The organism is Acinetobacter endophylla (assembly GCF_053543775.1).
On sequence record NZ_JBLVOM010000313.1, the window covers coordinates 1 to 18,446 of the forward strand.

Sequence of the window (18,446 nt, forward strand, 5' to 3'; positions counted from 1 at the left end):
TGTCGGAGACTTTTTTATTTAAGTTAGGCCACCTGACCTAACGGGTTAATCTTATCATAGTACATTGCTTCAAACTCAAAAGGCGATACATAACCCAGTGCACTGTGTACACGCTTTTTATTGAACCAATCTACCCAGTTTAGTGTCGCAAGTTGTACATCTGCTAAACCTTGCCAATCTGCTTTTAAATATTCAATCACCTCTGTTTTGTATAAGCCATTCACCGTTTCAGCCAGAGCATTATCGTATGAATCACCAGTTGTACCGACTGATGCTCGTAAATTTGCAGCTTCTAAACGATTGGTATAGCGAATAGAAAGATATTGAACACCTCTATCGGAATGATGAATCACATTCTTTGGCATGCCTCGATCGTGCAATGCTTGCTCCAATGCATCGAGTACCATATCTGTATTCATCCGTGTAGATACTTTCCATCCAACAATTGCTCGTGAGAACACGTCATTAACAAATGCGGTATATACCCAGCCTGAATGAGTTTGAATATACGTAAAGTCACCCACCCATAGTTGGTTTGGATGATCAGCATTAAAATTACGTTTCACTAAATCATCTGCCCGTTTTTGGTCATCTCGGTTACGGGTGGTTTGTTTATTCTTACCACGCCAAACACCTTGTATACCTAGCTTTTGCATCAATCGAGCAACTGTACAACGTGCAATCACATAGCCTTCACGTTTCAGTTGTTGCCAGACCTTACGCACACCATACCGACCTGAACTTTCTTTCCAAATTCGCTTAATCTCCTCAGCATGCTGCAAGTCATGTAAATCTCGTTTCGCTCGATGTTCTGGATTTACTGTGAGATCTAAAGTCCGGTAATAGGTTGAAGCAGCGATCGGTAAAATCCTACAAATCGCCTCAACACCATATCGATCTTTATTGTTAAGGATAAAATCCACCATTATTTGTGTGGGCGGTCGAGCTCCGCCTGGGCGAAAAAAGCGGCTGCTTTACGTAGAATTTCATTGGCACGTTTTAATTCTTTAATTTCACGTTCCATTTGCTTCATTTTTTCTTGGTCAGATACCTGTTGTACTTTGGCGGGATTTTGTTGATCTAACCGTCACTTTTATGTCTATGAACCGCCACGTGATTTAAGTGAGATTGATGCAGATTTGGATGCAGTCAGCCGTGAAATTATGGCTCTTCTGCAAGAGGTGCATTCTTAATGGCTAAATATGAGAAATATGCTGAATATAAAGATTCAGGTATCGTTTGGATGGGTAATGTACCTATACATTGGACCTGTGAACGGTTTAAATGGTTACTTACTGAAAAATTAAAGACTTCAAATCCTGATCTTCCTGCGGGATCAATTAGTTTTGGTGAAGTAATTTATAAAAATGAAGTAAATCTCTCTCCCGATACTAAAGCAAGTTATCAAGAAGTTTTGAAAGATGAGTTTTTAATTAATCCTTTGAATCTAAATTACGATTTAAAAAGCTTAAGAACAGCATTATCAAAAATTGATGTGGTAGTAAGCACAGGGTATATCGTTCTGCATTGTGATCAATCACTTGATAAAAACTATGTCAGATGGTTACTTCAAGAGTTTGATGTTGCTCATATGAAAACTCTAGGTGCAGGTGTGAGACAAACAGTAAACTTTTCAGATATAGCTAATTGTTATTTTTATTTGCCTGATCATGTTGAGCAAATACAAATTGCCAATTTCCTTGACCATGAAACCGCACAAATTGACACGTTAATTGCCAAACAAGAAAAGCTGATTGAACTGCTTAAAGAAAAGCGTCAAGCGGTGATTAGCCATGTCGTGACCAAAGGTTTAAATCCTGAAGTAAAAATGAAAGATTCAGGTGTGGAGTGGTTAGGGCAAGTGCCTGATTTATGGAAAATCGTTAATATTCAAATAGTACTTAATTCTATTGAACAAGGTAGTAGTCCAATAGCACAAAACCAACCACCACAAGAAGATGAATGTGGTGTACTTAAAATCAGTGCCGTAAAAAAAGGAAAATTTATTGTATCTGAGTCAAAAACATTGGACTTTAAAAGCCAGTTAGAAGAGAAATATAGAGTTCGTAAAGGAGATTTACTTGTAACACGTGCAAATACTCCTTTATTAGTTGCTGATGCTTGTGTGGTTAAGGTAGAACCTGAAAATCCAATAATGATGTGCGATTTAGTATATCGATTAAATACTACCTCTGACGTAATAAATGAGTTTTTGTGCTACTGGTTATTATCTAATAGTGGTAGAACTCAAATAGAGTTAGATGCTAGAGGATCAAGTATGACTATGGCTAAAGTATCTCAGGGTCATATTAAAGCTTGGAAAGTAGTATTGCCTTCAATTGAAGAGCAAAAAATGATAGTTAATTACTTAGACAAAAAGCTTGCAGAGATAGATAACTTAATTAATAAAGCAAAATTAGCAATTGAAATAATTAAAGAACGCCGTACAGCCCTGATTTCCTCTGCGGTGACAGGAAAGATCGATGTACGAAATTGGCAACATCCCAATGAAGCGAAAACGGAGTTAAGCGCGTGAGTATGCTGAGCTGCCTCAAACCAATGCGGACTCCAGCAGATACAAAAAATCATTGCATAAATAATTGCAATGATTCACTATATGCTCAACAACACCCGACAAGGCTAGGCAAGCAATTGCATCCTCAAACTGTCGGGTTACTTGTTTCTGGAGCCCTAAAAAATATAAAAATAGGGGCAAGCCATCATGAAATCTTTTAACAAGCCTGCCAAAACATTTGCTGAACAAATCGAGTTATTAAAAGCGCGTGGTATGCAGTTTGCCAATGAGCAACAGGCACAATTTTACCTGGAGCAAATCAATTATTATCGCTTAGGTGCCTATTGGCTTCCATTTGAACACACCCATTCACCGCATTGCTTTAAACCTGATACCAGTTTTGAGCAGGTTCTAGAGCTGTATGTATTCGACCGTGAATTAAGGCTACTCATCCTGGATGCCATAGAGCGTCTGGAAGTTGCCGTTCGTACCCGTTTTTCCTATGAACTGGCACATCGGCATGGCTGTCATGCCTATCTACAAGGGCAATATTTTAAACCCGCCTTTAGATGGCACAAATTATTAGAATCACTTGAAGGTGAAGTAGGCCGAGCAGACGAAGTCTTTATCGAACATTATAAACGCACCTATGATGATCCCGAATTGCCACCAATCTGGGCCACCTGCGAAGTCATGAGTTTTGGGCAACTGTCTAAGTGGTATCAGCTGCTGGCACCGATTCAGACACGTAAAGCCATTTCCAGTCATTTTGATTGCGATGAAAAACAGTTTGAAGGGCTGTTACAGCACTTTGTTTACTTAAGAAATACCTCTGCCCATCATTCAAGACTATGGAACCGCAAATTTACCAAAACCATCGCCAAGCCACGCAGTAAGCCGATGGGGCTTCGGGCGCAATGCAATTTTGAACCTAGTCACTCGGCAGACCGAAAGATTTATAACAGTCTGGTATTTCTGCTTTATTTCATGGACAAAATCGCCCCACAACATACATGGCGTAAACGTCTGATTGATCTGCTTTTGACACATCACAACATATCAAAAACAGCGATGGGCTTCCCTGAAGATTGGCAAAGCTATCCAGTTTGGCAAATAGAACAGTAATAAAGAAATTTGAGTATTTAGGGGTAGGGGAAACATGAGATCGGATGCAACTTTAGAAACTATCTTCCAGCAAGATATCATTGCGCAAATGCAATCGCATGGTTGGATTGTGGGTTCTGGGCAGAGCTACAATTGTGAAAAAGCCCTGTATGAGCAAGACGTACTCGACTTTGTCCAAAAGACCCAACAGGTCGAGTGGCAGAAATTTAAAAACATCTTCCCCAATGATACCGAACGCCATTTTTTAGATACCGTCGTGGCTCAGCTTAAAAAAGCCGATATCAATGCCACCGATGTTGAATCCCGCAGTTATGGCACATTGGGCATACTCCGTCATGGCATCAAGACCCGTGGCACACGCTTTTCATTCTGTCAGTTTAAACCTGAACATGGTTTAAACCCCGAACTGAATCAGCGCTATCAGCAAAATATCTGCCGTGTCGTGCCTGAACTGGTGTATAGCCCATACACATCCAAAGCTGAATTAGAGGCAACAGGCAAGCAAGCCAAAAAATGGCGGATTGACCTGGTACTGTTTATCAACGGCTTTCCTGTGGCAACTCTGGAGCTCAAGTCCGAGTTTAAACAGGCTGTGCAAAATGCCATGACACAGTACCGAAAAACCCGATTGCCCAAAGACCCTGAAACCAATAAGCCTGAACCCTTGCTGATGTTTAAGCGTGGGGCATTGGTGCATTTTGCCGTCAGTCAGTATGAAGTCTATATGGCGACGCATTTGAGTGGTGACAGCACCTACTTCCTACCATTTAACAAAGGCACCAAAGATCAAGGTGCAGGCAATGATGTGCCTGAAGATGTGAATGAATATGCCACAGGCTATTTATGGAATGAAGTCCTAACCCCAGATAGCTTGCTGAATATTTTGGGTAACTTTATTCATTTACAGATTGAAGAAAAGGAAGACTGGGAAGGGCGCAAATACAAAAAAGAAAGCCTGATCTTCCCCCGTTATCACCAATGGAAAGTGGTGAATAACCTAGTTCAAGATTCATTGGCAGAAGGCACAGGGCAAAAATACCTGATTCAGCACAGTGCCGGTTCAGGGAAATCCAACTCGATTGCATGGACGGCGCATCAACTATCCAGTCTGTATGATGCCAACAATAAAAAGATGTTTGATTCGGTGATTGTGGTGACAGACCGAACCATTCTGGATGCACAGCTTCAGGATACGATCTACCAGTTTGAACATGCCGATGGCGTCGTGGGGCGGATTAACAATAAAGAAGGTGATGGCTCTAAATCCGAGAAACTAGCCAAAGCCTTGGAAATGGCGCAGCCGATCATTATTGTCACCATTCAGACCTTCCCGTTTGTACTGCGTGCTATTGAAAACAGTACCAGCTTAAAAGAACGTAAATACGCCGTCATTGCCGATGAAGCCCATTCATCGCAAAGCGGTTCCACGGCGCGTCAGCTCAAAGAAACCCTGATGATTGAAGAGCGTGAAGAAGATGAACAGCTTTCTTCTGAAGATGTACTCGATGCAGTGATGGCATCACGTAAGGGCAGTGCAAACTTAAGCTTCTATGCCTTTACTGCAACACCAAAGGATAAAACCTTACAACTGTTTGGGCGCTTGCCCGATCCAAGTATGCCGCCGTCTAAAACCAATATTCCTGTGGCATACCATGTCTATTCCATGCGCCAAGCGATTGAAGAAGGCTTTATTCTGGATGTACTCAAGAATTACACCAACTATAAAGTCATCTACAAGCTCAAGCAGAAGATCGAAGAAAAAGATGCTCAGGTCGATGCCAAGAAAGCCAAGACCAAGCTGAATCAGTGGGTACGCTTACACGATCATAATATCTCGCAAAAAGTGCATATCATCATTGAGCATTTTAAGAAAAATATTATGGGTTTACTCGGTGGGCAAGCCAAAGCCATGGTGGTGACCAGTTCTCGTAAAGAAGCGGTACGCTATAAACAAGCCTTTGATAAATACATTGCTGAACAGAACTATGCCAACATTCAAGCCATGGTGGCATTCTCAGGCGATGTAGAATTTAATGCCAATGATGCAGACAGTAGTCATCTGTTAGGTCAGAAATTTACTGAAAGCAATATGAATCCGAATCTGAAAGGTCGTGAGATGCGTAAGGCATTCGATAGCGATGACTTTCAGGTGATGATTGTAGCGAATAAATTCCAGACCGGCTTTGACCAGCCGAAACTGTGTGCCATGTATGTCGATAAGAAATTGGGTGGCGTGGAATGCGTACAGACCTTATCGCGCTTAAACCGTACCTATCCGGGTAAAGCGGAGTCAGGCACCTTTGTGCTCGACTTCTTTAACGATCCACAAGACATTCTCGATGCTTTCCAACCGTATTATCAAACGGCAGAACTGGCGGATGTATCCAATCCCGATCAGGTTTATGATCTGTTTGAAAAGCTGAAAGCCGCAGGTATTTTCCTCTGGACTGAGGTAGAACAGTTTGTTGAGGCCTTCTACAGCAAAAATAAATCCAGTGCAGCCCTCGCGAACATCTGTAAGCCAGCTCTACAGCGTTGGCAGATGCGTTATAAGCAAGCTATTTATGACTATGATGTCACCAAGAACCGTTTAGAACGCTGTAAACAGACAGGTGACGCCGTACTGATAGCCAATGCTGAAAATGAGTTTGCAGAAGCGAAGAAAGCCCGTGATGCTCTGGAAATCTTCAAAAAGGACTTAGGTAGCTTTACCCGTTTCTATGAGTTTATGTCTCAGATCGTGGAGTATGACGATCAAGAACTTGAGAAGCTCAGTCTTTTTGCGCGTAACCTACGCCCAATGCTGCGTGAACAAGCAGCAGATGAAGATGAGATTGATCTGAGCAATGTGGCGATGAGCCATTACCGCTTGTCTAAGCTTCGTCAGCAGGATATTCAGCTTAAAGCAGACAGTACTGAGCATAAACTTGAACCTGGGAATGATTTGGGTACAGCCAAGGCGAAAGACAAGAAAGAAGACTTCCTGTCAGTGATTTTAAGCCGTGTGAATGAGATCTTTATCACGGATAAGCTGACCGATAAAGACATGATTAATTATGTGCATACCGTGGCAGATAAGATGTCTGAGAACGTACGGATGATGAAGCAGATCCAAAACAATACCCGTGAACAAGCGATGCTCGGTGAGTTTGATACAGCATTGGATGACGCCGTATTGGATAGTAATGAAGCTCATGCGGAGCAAATGACACAGCTCATGAGCGATCCTGCAAAGATGAGGCAGTTTGCGCATATTATTTATGATGTGTTGGTGAATAAAGAACCATAACAAGGTTGCTAGGCTACCAATTGGGGTTAATTTTGTCCCTAAATCATTACCAATAACATTGGCATAAATCATCAGCTGACGCGTTGCGGCAGGCACTTGAGCGCTATCAATAGCAAGTGCGCCGATAAGGGTTGACGGCATATTATTCATTACATACGCTACGATAGCTGATAGAAAGCCTGTGCCAACCGCCGCCAGTTACTACCACATCAAATATCTTAGTTGACATAATTACCCTCAGTGCCTGCTACTAAAAAGGTTGGCTGCTTATTTTTAAGTTTTGTTAAAATCTCTATCTCTGTTAGACGTTCATAGATCTTGATTAGATTACCATCAGGATTTTAATGCACAAGTCACATAAACACTCATCATACTAATGTCATCGAATAAGGTTAATAAACTAGCTCATGCCATCTACGCTCCTTTGCGCCTATTTGCGTAAATTAATAAATAGATTTCTATTGAGCTTTTTTTAATGTTTTTTAGTATCACCAACAATCTTGTCCATCAAGGCAAACAATAGGCCTGAAAGTACAAACGTCATATGAATAATCACTTTCCACATCAATCTATCAGCATCACCCTCGCTCATATCTTTGGGTATATCCATAAATGATTTAAGAAGATCGATAGCAGAAATGGCAACAATAGCACCAATGACTTTAAGTTTTAGGCCAGAGAAATTAGTTTTTCCCATCCATTCAGGACGATCCTCATGACCCCCTGTATCAATTTTTGAGACAAAAATTTCGTAACCACTGAATATAATGATGAGTAACAAACTTGCGACCAATGACATGTCGATAAGAGCTAACGCACCAACGATCACATCGGCTTCAGACGCACTGAGCACATGGGTGATCATATGCCACATTTCTTGGAAAAACTTGATAAATAATAAAATAATACCGAGCACTAATCCCAAATAAAATGGGGCTAGTAGCCAACGGCTATTAAATATGATTTTCTCTAATCTTTGCTCAGTTTTCTTTAGCATATGGATATCTTAAGGTTTTTGATGGTATTAATTATAAGGCTTAATATGATGACAATCACATCATTGGTAATCGCAAATGCACTAATCATGCTTTCAAGACTGAATGAGACATTAAGGACTTCAAAGTATAAAAAACAATAATACCTTTCCTCATAATTGCGCTGGTTGCTTATGCTACTATAAAACTGAGCCTTCTATTGCTCAATTTTTTATGCCCATTTTTCTTAACGATTACTCTAATTTTTATAAGGAAACGCACTGATGTGGTTAGCAATGCTAGCAGTAGTAGTAGTAGGTCTAGCAATCTTGGTTTGGAGTGCTGATGTTTTTATTGATGGTGCCGTCGCTTTAGCTAATAAGCTGAATGTACCCAGCTTTTTGATTGGTGTCATCATTCTAGGTTTAGGCACTTCAGCACCAGAGATGATAGTGTCCATGTTAGCTGCTTTAGAAGGTAGCCCTGGGCTGGCATTGGGTAATGCTTATGGTTCTAACATTGTTAATATCGCCTTAGTATTAGGCGCAACGGTATTAATAAGTCCAATTATTATCCGAAAAAGTATTATCAATCGTGATATGCCTTTACTACTGTTGGTGACGGCAGTAGCTGCTTGGCAATTAAGCGATGGTGTCTTAGGTAATACCGACGGTATAGTATTGATAGTGCTTCTAGTCGTTGTCTTAGGCATACAAATCATCTTGAGCCTGCGTGAAGGCAACCACGAACATGAAGACGATACTGTAGAAGAAACTGCAAAGGCTGAACACAGTATGGCACAAGGTTTAGGTAGGTTATTTCTTGGTTTGTTCGTATTAATACTAAGCTCGCGCGCTATCGTTTGGGGCGCTACTGAACTTGCTACTTTATGGGGCTTGAGTGAGCTTATCATTGGTCTCACTATCGTCGCTATCGGTACGTCACTGCCTGAATTAGTTGCGAGCTTGTCGGCCGCACGTAAAGGTGAGCATGATATGGCTTTGGGTAATATTATAGGCTCTAACGTTTTTAATACTTTAGGAGTCGTAGGTATAGCAGCACTCATTGCGCCTATTACTCCGAGTAGCATTATTCTGTCGCGTGATATATTAGCGATGAGTCTCTTAACCTTACTACTGTTTGTGATGTGTCTATTTGCATTTAAAACCAAGCGTGTATTCGGTCGTACTTCTGGCACTACTTTAGTACTATTTTTCGTCGGCTATACTGTCTGGTTAATTCAGACGGTCAGTCTGTAGCAAGTTACTAATAATCACCTACGTTTGATTCGACAGTTTACAGTTTCTAATGATCCGTCATAGATTTTCATGTAACTACCTAGGCGTATTCAAAGTGATAGTATTGGAGATCATGGTTTGGACCGTTAGACCACAGAGGTTAAAGCGACAGAAAGCTTAGTTGAATATCAAACCTAAAAACGCGTTAGTCAAGATGATAGCGCGCAAGAGTATATAGAGGCTCATCCTAAGCAGACCTATCTGACACCAACAGAAGCAGATGAAATTTTAAATGCAAAATATCCTGATCAATATATCAGTCGTCAAAAGATGACTGTTGTTACCAATGAGGTTGGACGTGAAATTGCATTGGTACTGACGGGTTCAAAAGCAAGTTTCTTTATTGAAATAGATCCTGAAGGTTGTACGGATTATAGATTTCAATTCAAATCCACGAAAGAAGTTCCTAACGGAAAATACTCTGAGCATGATGGGCGGCATAGTGGATTAAAATCACAAAGTAAAAACTTGTGGTTAGGTAATAGAGCTTATTATATCGAGATAGAATCGGCTCAAGAACTTGAGGAATTCTGTGATTGATATGAACAAGAAATACATCAATCTCACGCTACGGTGCTTGAGCGCAAAGTAAAGGAATTTTTAAAGTTTTGGCCAATAGACCGTTTAAAAGACCTTACACTTGAGCACTACCACCAAGCTAAAAATAAAGAATGTTTTATTACGCAAATTGACAGCTTTGATCCAACACAAGGCGATCCTACCTTTGCTTGTTATTTTGATATTTGGGAGCCTATAGGCCTAGGAGATAACGACAAATATCATAATGAAAAGCCGTATTCATGGAATAAACGGCTTGGGGATGATGCAAGTCTCGCATTTGAAACACTCAAGCAAGAAATACTTGAGATTGTAGATGCAGCTCAGCGCCGTGACTTAAAGGCAATTGACCAAATTCAGTTTACTAAAGGACTGAAGTGGACGATTGCATTTTTATATCAGGATTTTAACGATCCTTTCATCATTCCAATTGTGAGTAAAGTGAATACAAAACGTATTGGCTATGATCATCTATACCCTAAATTACCACTTCCAGAGTTTTTACCTCTTTTATTGGCTGATAAGGGAGAACAGCAATTTTTCCCTTATGTAGAAAAGCTTTTTGCGATGGTAAGAAAAGGCTACCTGGATAACAAACAAAAGAAACAGCAAACTGAAGAATTAATGGATGAAGTCATGACTCAACAACCTTTAAACCGTATCTTATTTGGCGCTGCGGGTACAGGTAAGACATTTCATACAATCAACCATGCACTATCCATTATTGAAAATAAAACCCTTGAATCATTAGAGAATGAAGATCGCACGGTGCTCAAAAAACGGTTTGATGAATATAAATCTCAAGGGCAAATCAAATTTGTCACCTTTCATCAAAGCTTTAGCTATGAAGATTTTGTAGAAGGGATTCGTGCTGAAACGGATGATAAAGGAAATTTAAAATATCCGGTTAAAGCAGGGGTATTTAAAGAAATCGTTGAGTTGGCTAAAGGAAATGTTCAATCCAATATTGAAGATGAAATTGACCTATCAAATAAAAAAGTCTGGAAGATGTCTTTGGGGAAAGCAGGGATTGAAGATGACCTGTACCGCTCTTGTTTAGACAATAATGTCATTCTGCTAGGATGGGGGGATGCAGTTAATTTTAGTAAGTGCGAAAATATACAGTTCATCAAGAGTAAATTAGCTGAAGTTAATTATCCTAAAGACAGTGAAGATACAGCTGCTGGTTATGTGAATACTTTCAAGAATAAAATTCAGAATGGTGATTTAGTCGTTATTACTGATGGGAATTTGAAGTTTAGAGCAATTGCTGAGGTTACAGGGAATTATGAGTATGATGAAAATCAGGAGTTTGGATATCATCAGCTCAGAAAGGTCAATTGGCTAAAAACTTTTTCACCAAGTTTGAAAAATGAGGATTACTTTAAGAAAATTTTCTCTCAATCAACAGTCTATAACTTAGAAAATGCTGTTGATAAATCGAAGCTATCAGCTTTGTTACAGCCAGAAGCTAAGCATTCAAGTAACTTAGAAAATAAATATGTATTGATTGTTGATGAAATCAACCGAGGTAATATTTCACGTATCTTTGGTGAATTGATTACTTTAATTGAAGCTTCAAAACGTGAAGGAGCAGATGAAGCTTTATCTGTAACTTTGCCATATTCTAAAAAAGAATTTTGTGTGCCTGATAATGTTTATCTGATTGGGACGATGAACTCATCTGACCGCTCTTTAACAGGTTTAGATATTGCCTTGCGCCGTCGCTTTACCTTTATTGAAATGCCTCCAAAGCCAGAATTACTAAATGATGTGAATGTCGAAGACGTAGATGTTCAACAGTTACTAACGGTCATTAATCAACGTATTGAAGTCCTGCTGGATCGTGATCATTGCATTGGTCATGCTAATTTCATGTCATTGAAAGATCAGCCAACCTTGCAAAATCTCGCAGATATTTTTAAGCAGAGGATTATTCCACAGCTTCAAGAATACTTTTTTGATGATTGGTCAAAGATCAATATGGTCTTAAATGCCAATGGCATGCTTAAACCAAAAGTAGTGGAAAAATCAGCTTTATTCCCTAATGTCGATACTGGTTCAGAAGGCTTCTTTGAAGATCAAAAAACCTGGGAATTAGTTGATTCCACATTTGATTCAATTGAAAGTTTTACTAAGATCATTAAGCATTAATCGGGGATATCTATGCCTGATTTTACAGTTCGAGAATATGCCTTCATCAGTATCGCTTATGAAGGCTGTCCTAAGTCGACACTAGACCATGCTTATATTTCTGAGTCTGCCTTTGAGCATTTGTGTGAGTTGGCTGCATCCTTTTCAAAGCACGGCGCGAAAGTATTTGAATTGGCAGGTCGAAGAAAGATCAAGCTAGATCAGTATGTGGGTGTCATTGAAACCAAATGTGGCACACGTATTGAAATACTGCCGAAGCATGTGGAAATGAGTGGGACTGATGATCAAAGTATCATTCAGCAAGAACGTAGACTGCTTCAGAAAATGCTCAGTGTTTCTTTGCATTTACCCTACCGTGAAGCGGGTGCGGCGAACCTAAATCGCTTTAAACAGTCACTGCATGAGTGGATTATCAGCCAGTTTTTAGCCTCTTTTGAACGATTGGTTCAACGTGGCTTACGTTTTGACTACAATCGAGTTCAGGAAGAGCAGAAATTCTTAAGAGGGCAGTTGCAGCATGTAAAATACATGCGCCAGCCTCCTTCTAAAAGGCATATTTTCCCAATCGAACATGATGTATATGAGGTCAATCGCCCTGAAAATAGGCTGATTCGTACCGCATTGGAAATCGTCTGTAAAAAGGCTAAAGATGCGAGTAATTGGAAATTAGCGCAATAACTCCGCCTGATGACGGGTGAAATACCACGAAGTCAGAACATAAGGCAGGATTTGAGACAATGGCAATCAGGACGCTTACTTGCGCTCTATGATGAGATTAAGCTTTGGACTGAGCTAATCCTTGGCGAATATATGCCTGTATCAACGTCCGGTGAGTGGCGTGGTATGAGCCTGCTGTTCCCAATGGAAAAGTTGTTCGAGCACTACGTGGCCTATCATCTGCGCCGTAACTTGCCTGAATCCAAGGTCAAGACACAGCATGCGATGGAACATATCTGTAAACATCAAAATAGCAATATCTTCAAACTCAAGCCAGATATTTTTATTGAGCGATCTGATGATAAAAATATTGTCATGGATACCAAATGGAAGTTGATTGATCAAAGTGATCGTAGTGGACGATACGGTTTAAAAGACAGTGATATTCAGCAGATGTTTGCTTACAGTCACTTTTACTTAGAACATGAGAGCGAAGTAATATTGATTTATCCTTATAGAGTTGAAAAGTTTAATCGGCCTTTAGATGAGTTTGAGTTTAGGCAAACGGATGGTGCAAAGCTGCGAGTCGTACCATTTAATCTGGATGAGCCAGAAAATTTTAAAATTATTTAGTCTTTTATCTTGTGAGGTTAGTACCATATTTGGGACTTAAAGCTACTTTTTAGCTAGATAGGTCCCAATTTAAGTACTTATCATTTGTCGTGATTAGACAAGTATTTATGGGTAATATGCCTTTATTCATTGAGTTCTTTGAGTCTTTGTAAAACCTGTTCCGAAAATGGGAGCCAGTAGTTCCAAGATTTATATGTAGGATTGTATGAGCCGCGTCCTTCACGTTTCCATTCTTTTAGCATCGCAGTGATTGCAGGGTTGTATGCACTATTTACTGAAATCATACCACTAGCAAAATGGCGAACATTAAGGTGCATGCCTTTAACTTTAAATTTATAGTCCTGCCAATTCGGACTGGTGTTCTGTAGTTCAGGCGTTACTGGTAGTGTGGTGGTTACTTTGAAGGAAGTAGAAGCTATTTGTTGCTGAGTGGATTGTTCTTGCGGAAGTGGGTAAATCCATTTTCTATTGTCTAGGTTCTCGAGGATTTGCTGTTTGGCTTCTGTACTTGGAATTGCAATATCATTTTTAAGAAGTGATGATAAATCGACTTCAATACATTTTGATTTAAAAACCTCAATGCGTTTTAGTTTTTCAGCATCAATAAAATGAGTGACTGCGATCTCAATTAAAATAGGTTCGCCATCAAAATAACCAATAAGGTCAGGGCGAATTAAACCGAGAGAAAATTCAGGTAATAATTTTTCGAAGGTCCACCATGCAGCTTCACTATCTGAGTCAGGTAGAGCAGGAAGCATAAGTCCCATAGATTCAAGAATAACCTCTTTGGCATATTTATGTAGTACGGATTCAGAGTTAATCGTACAGCTTACTTTATTACTTGCATGAGCAAAATGATGTTCCTTAATCTCACCTTTACGAGCGATAACGGCTTCACCGCATTCAAAGCAAGTACACTGGCAAGCGAGTCCACGTTCAACCTGCTCAATATTAACCAATTTATTATTTTCGTTTAATGCAATATGCATCGTCATGACTAAAATCCTTAGTGAAGTTGATTTACTCACTCACTATGCTTATGGTCTAATTCTGATAACACTGTATAAACGGGGTATATACGGGTATGTGGGGGTTTAAGTGTTTGAATTAAAATTAAAAGTTTTTTCAATTTTATGGAATGTGCTCAAGGATGATTTAGCACAAAATAGGGCTTATGAATGCTTAAAGGTAATGTGTGCTGCGACGCTTGGGCTATTAAAGGGGCAAGTTGATGATCATGTTGCCTATTCAAGGTATAAATTGAAGGCAGCTGTAGATGGGAAGCTTTCTGCGGATAACGTAGATCCAAAAGAATTAGGAAAATGGATCAATGAAAGAAAACTGAATGAATACCTTGAGCGTTTAAGTTCTAAGCATATTCAAAAATTTTCCGAAATCGGATATGTGCCGGTTGTACGCACGAACGACACTGTTGGTGGAAAAGGTAATGAGCGTCTTTTTTGGTTGGACATTCAAGAGACTGTAATTGAAAGTGTTGATGAAAAATTAGTAAATGAGGAAGATATTGAGTACATCACTTATGAACGTGTAGATTCTTCAGCAATAAAGATGTCGTGGTTTTATCGATTTATATTTAAGAATGGTGAAATAAAAAATAAAAGTATAAGAGGACTGTTTATGCTGATAGTTCTCTTTGGCGGTTTTATTTCATGGGCTTTATATATTTGTGCATTTTCAATAGTTTTAGTACGTGAAGGACAAAACTTCACGACACTTGATTTGTTATTTATAGTCTGTCTAATTGGATTTTCTTACCTATCATTCAAATATTGGTTCGTTCCAATGTGGAATTTACCGGAGCATCGTGTCATTAAAGCACCTATGACGTTTATTTCATTAGCTGAAGAACATGCTGATATTGAGATGTATCGTGATAGAGAGCGTAATCAATTAACACGTGTAACTCGGTTTAGAGGGATATGTCCTATTTGTTCAGCAGAGGTTGTACTTAGAACTGGCCAAACTGATCATAATTTGCCATTAGTTGGACGTTGTGTAGAAAGTCCTTTTGCGCATGTGTATAGCTTTGATCGAGTGCTTATGATTGGAAAGCTGTTAAGTCGGTAATGATATTAAAATTAAGTGTGAAGAATTAAGTCAATGAGCTATTCTCCTATTTGTACAATCAATGCAAATCAAATGGATAATATATATGTGGTTGGTGATTTACATGGCTGTTATAGCCTGTTGATGCAGGAGCTCCAAAACATTAATTTTGATTTTCAAAATGATGTGCTTATTTGTACTGGCGATCTTGTAGATCGAGGTGAAGAAAACTTAGCATGTATTTCCTTATTGGGTGAGCCATGGTTCTATACGGTGCGTGGTAACCATGAGGAAATGTGTATAAAGTCACTTCATGACTCTAAAATTAGAGATATTCACGCACGTAACGGTGGAGAATGGTTTTATCAGTTATCCCAAATACAGCAACTAGAAATTATCGAGCGTTTTAAGCAATTGCCTTTAGTAATCGAAGTTCAATTGGAACATAAAAAGATTGGTGTGGTACATGCTGATATTGATATACATGATTGGAATGCTTTCAAGCAAGACATTGCAAAAGGCGACTATAAAATTTCAGGTGTAAGTTCTGCTTATGCTAATGCGCTGTGGGGGAGAGGACGAATTCGTCAGCATTACGTTCACTATGATGTTGTCGAAAATATAGATGAAATTTATCTAGGACATACCATTGTAAAAGAGCATACTAAAATCGATAACTGCCATTACATTGATGTTGGTTCCTTTTTTACCAAGAAACTTTGTATTGTAAAAATCCAATGAATCTGGCGATGTGGTAGGGGAGTTTGGTGGTAAATAAAGTTTAATTGATTAAAAAATGAACATTTAAACCATGTATCCTAGCTTGTATCCTGTAATTTTTTTAAAGTAATTAGTGTAATAAAAACAATAGGATAGGTGATAGTTTTTGTCCGTCTGGGCCCACCATATAAAAAAACCACTTAGGTGTATTAATCCTAGGTGGTTTTTTGTTTTTGGATATTATGAAATCTGAAGTAAGCAATTCACTTAATTGATCGTTGCTCTTATCTCGAAGGACTTAAAATGGTTGCCTCTACTGATAATTAACTTTTCTGGTTTACCTTTCAATAAATACTCTTCGTTCCCAGCTTAATAAAAAAGCATCTCCCTCAGATATTACTTTTGTTATCTAGATTCCATAAACATCCTCTTTAATCAAAAAAAAAGTTCATATTTATGAAATAATTGTGATGTAGTTCAAAGAATACCTGCAAAAAAAGTGAAAAGTAGATGAAATGCATTTTACAACTGAAAAAATTATGCTAATTAATATGAGATGATTTTTTAGTCAAAAATCATGATGTTTCAGGACGGAATATCTTAAGAAGCGTATTAAAAAAAATGATTAAACAGGAGTTTCAACGATGCTTCAGCTTTTAAGAAAATTGTTTTGTTTGCATATTTATGAGTATGAGCAAATGCAAGAGATCGGGGAACACAGGGAGTGTCGTAAGTGCGGTACGAATAAGGACTAAAGTTTTTGCAAGAAAAGTGAGCAATGGCTCACTTTTTTTATGCTTGTTATGGGCTAATTTCCGTTAAAATTAAAGGGAAATTTCATCACGATGAACAGGCATATGAGTAAAGATTTTCATGCAGATACCTATATTGTAGACAGCAAGCTGGCAGATACGCTGCACTGGCTCAGCCTGCATCAAGATAGTTATGACTCCTTTAGTTATGATGCAGTCACGCAAGCGCTGATGGTGCATCATGCTAATGGAGTAGATCAAATCCGAGTCGGAGATTATCTGAATGCCCGTTATGGTATTTTAATTACTGCACATAACTTTTCTGCAAGTTCATCAAGTTAAACAGTTGTTAGCTTGCCATGGCATCTGTAGCCAGACTGCGAACACTCGGTTTTGGCTGTTCTGCAACTAAACCTAATTTTGCAAAAAGTTGCTGATCTCGACCTTGGGATGTATTAGGGGTCGTCAGCAGTTTTTCACCAGAGAAAATAGAATTGGCACCAGCCATAAATGCCAAAGCCTGATCCGAATCGCTTAAGGATTCACGCCCTGCAGAAAGGCGAATATAGCTTTTAGGCATCAACAACCGTGCTACTGCAATGGTACGAATCCACTCAATCACATCCAGTTTTTCTACATCTGCCATCGGTGTACCTTCAATCGGCACTAACATATTAATCGGCACAGATTCAGGATGAATTGCCAGAGTTGCAAGTTCATATAGCAAACCAATCCGGTCATCACGGCTTTCACCTAGACCCACAATACCCCCACTACAAACTTTCATGCCAGCCTGACGTACATGATCCAGAGTATCCAGACGATCATCAAAGCTACGCGTGCTGATGATATGTGAATAGTATTCACGAGAAGTATCCAGATTATGGTTGTAATAATCCAGTCCAGCATCTTTCAAGCGTTCAGCCTGAGATCCATTTAGCATCCCCAGTGTCATGCAGGTTTCCAGACCGAGTGCTTTAACTTCACGCACCATTTCCAGCACATAAGGCATATCGCGTTCATGCGGGTTGCGCCATGCAGCCCCCATACAGAAACGTGAACTTCCTGATGCCAGCGCCTGTTTGGCTTCCTGAATCACTTTATCGACCGCAATGCGTTTTTCAGCTTCCAGTTTGGAATCATAATGCGCTGATTGTGAGCAGTATTTACAGTCTTCAGGGCATTTACCGGTTTTAATCGAAAGCAGGGTGCTGACCTGAACGGTATTCGCAGTGAAATGTTCACGATGAACTTGTTGCGCCTGAAATACTAAATCCATTAAAGGCTGTTGATAAAGTGCTTGTATTTCTTCACGTGACCAATCATTACGTACCGCATCACTACTGTTCATCTCTTTCCCTGTCTATGCTTATTTATCATTCGGTTCATCTTAATAAAAATAAGCTTTTGCTTCACTAGCAAAATATGACCTTATATAAATGGCAAAGCCCACACGAGGTGAGCTTATTTTTTCAGTTGCCAGATTATTTATTACTGTGATTTCCATGAATATCCTGGCCATGCAGATCACTACGGTGCTGCTTGTTAAACACACGCTGATCCTGTTCATGCTGATTGTTTTTTGGGGAATTAATCGGGCCATGTTGCGGCTGCTGCTGTTGTTGCTTCTGCTGGTCATGCTGAAGCTGCTCAAGCAGTTCTTGATTTGGATTTTTTGATGACATCATCTTTCCTCCACTTCAT

General features: G+C 39.4%; 14 protein-coding genes, 3 pseudogenes and 1 other annotated feature. Of the genes and pseudogenes, 10 read left to right on the forward strand and 7 right to left on the reverse strand.

Translation table 11 applies throughout. The features are described 5' to 3' along the window. Positions 1-23: 23 nt before the first annotated feature. Positions 24-1,084, reverse strand: a pseudogene (locus tag ACNPNW_RS17045) (IS3 family transposase); the annotation flags it as partial. Next, positions 852-968 (reverse strand) — a sequence feature (AL1L pseudoknot). It overlaps the preceding pseudogene by 117 nt. 108 nt (positions 1,085-1,192) lie before the next feature. Here ACNPNW_RS17045 and ACNPNW_RS17050 point away from each other — a divergent pair. From ACNPNW_RS17050 to ACNPNW_RS17060, 3 genes are all read left to right on the forward strand, one after another. Then, positions 1,193-2,536 carry a restriction endonuclease subunit S gene (locus ACNPNW_RS17050; RefSeq protein ID WP_138742853.1) on the forward strand — a complete coding sequence of 448 codons (1,344 nt, stop codon included), beginning with the start codon at positions 1,193-1,195 and terminating at the stop codon, positions 2,534-2,536. A gap of 186 nt (positions 2,537-2,722) precedes the next feature. Continuing rightward, on the forward strand, positions 2,723-3,640 hold the full coding sequence (locus ACNPNW_RS17055) for an Abi family protein (RefSeq protein WP_448767216.1): 918 nt from the start codon (positions 2,723-2,725) through the stop codon (positions 3,638-3,640). 34 nt (positions 3,641-3,674) lie between these two features. Beyond that, a complete protein-coding gene (locus tag ACNPNW_RS17060) occupies positions 3,675-6,929 on the forward strand; it encodes a type I restriction endonuclease subunit R (protein ID WP_448767217.1) in 3,255 nt (1,084 codons plus the stop codon). 36 nt (positions 6,930-6,965) lie between these two features. On the opposite strand, the pseudogene ACNPNW_RS17065 reads toward ACNPNW_RS17060, so the two are convergent. From ACNPNW_RS17065 to ACNPNW_RS17075, 3 genes and pseudogenes are all read right to left on the reverse strand, one after another. Further along, positions 6,966-7,079 (reverse strand): annotated as a pseudogene (locus ACNPNW_RS17065) (ArsB/NhaD family transporter); the annotation flags it as partial. 322 nt (positions 7,080-7,401) lie between these two features. Then, on the reverse strand, positions 7,402-7,926 hold the full coding sequence (locus ACNPNW_RS17070; protein WP_005263365.1) for a TIGR00645 family protein: 525 nt from the start codon (positions 7,924-7,926) through the stop codon (positions 7,402-7,404). Next, positions 7,920-8,015 (reverse strand): hypothetical protein, encoded by a 96-nt coding sequence (locus ACNPNW_RS17075; RefSeq protein WP_410110854.1) that lies wholly within the window; start codon positions 8,013-8,015, stop codon positions 7,920-7,922. The genes ACNPNW_RS17070 and ACNPNW_RS17075 overlap by 7 nt, the downstream gene beginning before the upstream one ends. Positions 8,016-8,187: 172 nt before the next feature. On the opposite strand from ACNPNW_RS17075, the gene ACNPNW_RS17080 reads away from it, so the two are divergent. From ACNPNW_RS17080 to ACNPNW_RS17095, 4 genes and pseudogenes are all read left to right on the forward strand, one after another. Beyond that, positions 8,188-9,162 (forward strand): calcium/sodium antiporter, encoded by a 975-nt coding sequence (locus ACNPNW_RS17080; RefSeq protein WP_005103529.1) that lies wholly within the window; start codon positions 8,188-8,190, stop codon positions 9,160-9,162. A 309-nt stretch (positions 9,163-9,471) separates the two neighbouring features. Then, positions 9,472-9,741, forward strand: coding sequence for a hypothetical protein (locus ACNPNW_RS17085; protein WP_448767218.1), 270 nt, complete (start codon positions 9,472-9,474; stop codon positions 9,739-9,741). A gap of 33 nt (positions 9,742-9,774) precedes the next feature. Next, complete coding sequence (locus ACNPNW_RS17090) at positions 9,775-11,913, forward strand: DUF8426 domain-containing protein (RefSeq protein ID WP_005263363.1); 2,139 nt, start codon at positions 9,775-9,777, stop codon at positions 11,911-11,913. 12 nt (positions 11,914-11,925) lie between these two features. Then, positions 11,926-13,203, forward strand: a pseudogene (locus tag ACNPNW_RS17095) (McrC family protein). A 122-nt stretch (positions 13,204-13,325) separates the two neighbouring features. Here ACNPNW_RS17095 and ACNPNW_RS17100 read toward each other — a convergent pair. Next, positions 13,326-14,198 carry a competence protein CoiA family protein gene (locus ACNPNW_RS17100; RefSeq protein ID WP_005103526.1) on the reverse strand — a complete coding sequence of 291 codons (873 nt, stop codon included), beginning with the start codon at positions 14,196-14,198 and terminating at the stop codon, positions 13,326-13,328. 103 nt (positions 14,199-14,301) lie between these two features. On the opposite strand from ACNPNW_RS17100, the gene ACNPNW_RS17105 reads away from it, so the two are divergent. From ACNPNW_RS17105 to ACNPNW_RS17115, 3 genes are all read left to right on the forward strand, one after another. Next, positions 14,302-15,291 carry a hypothetical protein gene (locus ACNPNW_RS17105; protein ID WP_005103524.1) on the forward strand — a complete coding sequence of 330 codons (990 nt, stop codon included), beginning with the start codon at positions 14,302-14,304 and terminating at the stop codon, positions 15,289-15,291. A gap of 33 nt (positions 15,292-15,324) precedes the next feature. Then, the gene (locus tag ACNPNW_RS17110) at positions 15,325-16,011 is read left to right on the forward strand and encodes a metallophosphoesterase (RefSeq protein WP_005103523.1); all 687 of its coding nucleotides are present in this window, start codon (positions 15,325-15,327) and stop codon (positions 16,009-16,011) included. 836 nt (positions 16,012-16,847) lie between these two features. Beyond that, on the forward strand, positions 16,848-17,084 hold the full coding sequence (locus ACNPNW_RS17115; protein ID WP_004278931.1) for a hypothetical protein: 237 nt from the start codon (positions 16,848-16,850) through the stop codon (positions 17,082-17,084). Between the two features lie 7 nt (positions 17,085-17,091). On the opposite strand, the gene bioB is transcribed toward ACNPNW_RS17115, so the two are convergent. Both bioB and ACNPNW_RS17125 read right to left on the reverse strand, forming a co-directional pair. After that, positions 17,092-18,093, reverse strand: a complete 1,002-nt coding sequence (bioB, locus tag ACNPNW_RS17120; protein WP_004278930.1) for a biotin synthase BioB — start codon at positions 18,091-18,093, stop codon at positions 17,092-17,094. Between the two features lie 133 nt (positions 18,094-18,226). Continuing rightward, on the reverse strand, positions 18,227-18,430 hold the full coding sequence (locus ACNPNW_RS17125; RefSeq protein WP_004278929.1) for a hypothetical protein: 204 nt from the start codon (positions 18,428-18,430) through the stop codon (positions 18,227-18,229). Between the last annotated feature and the right edge of the window lie 16 nt (positions 18,431-18,446).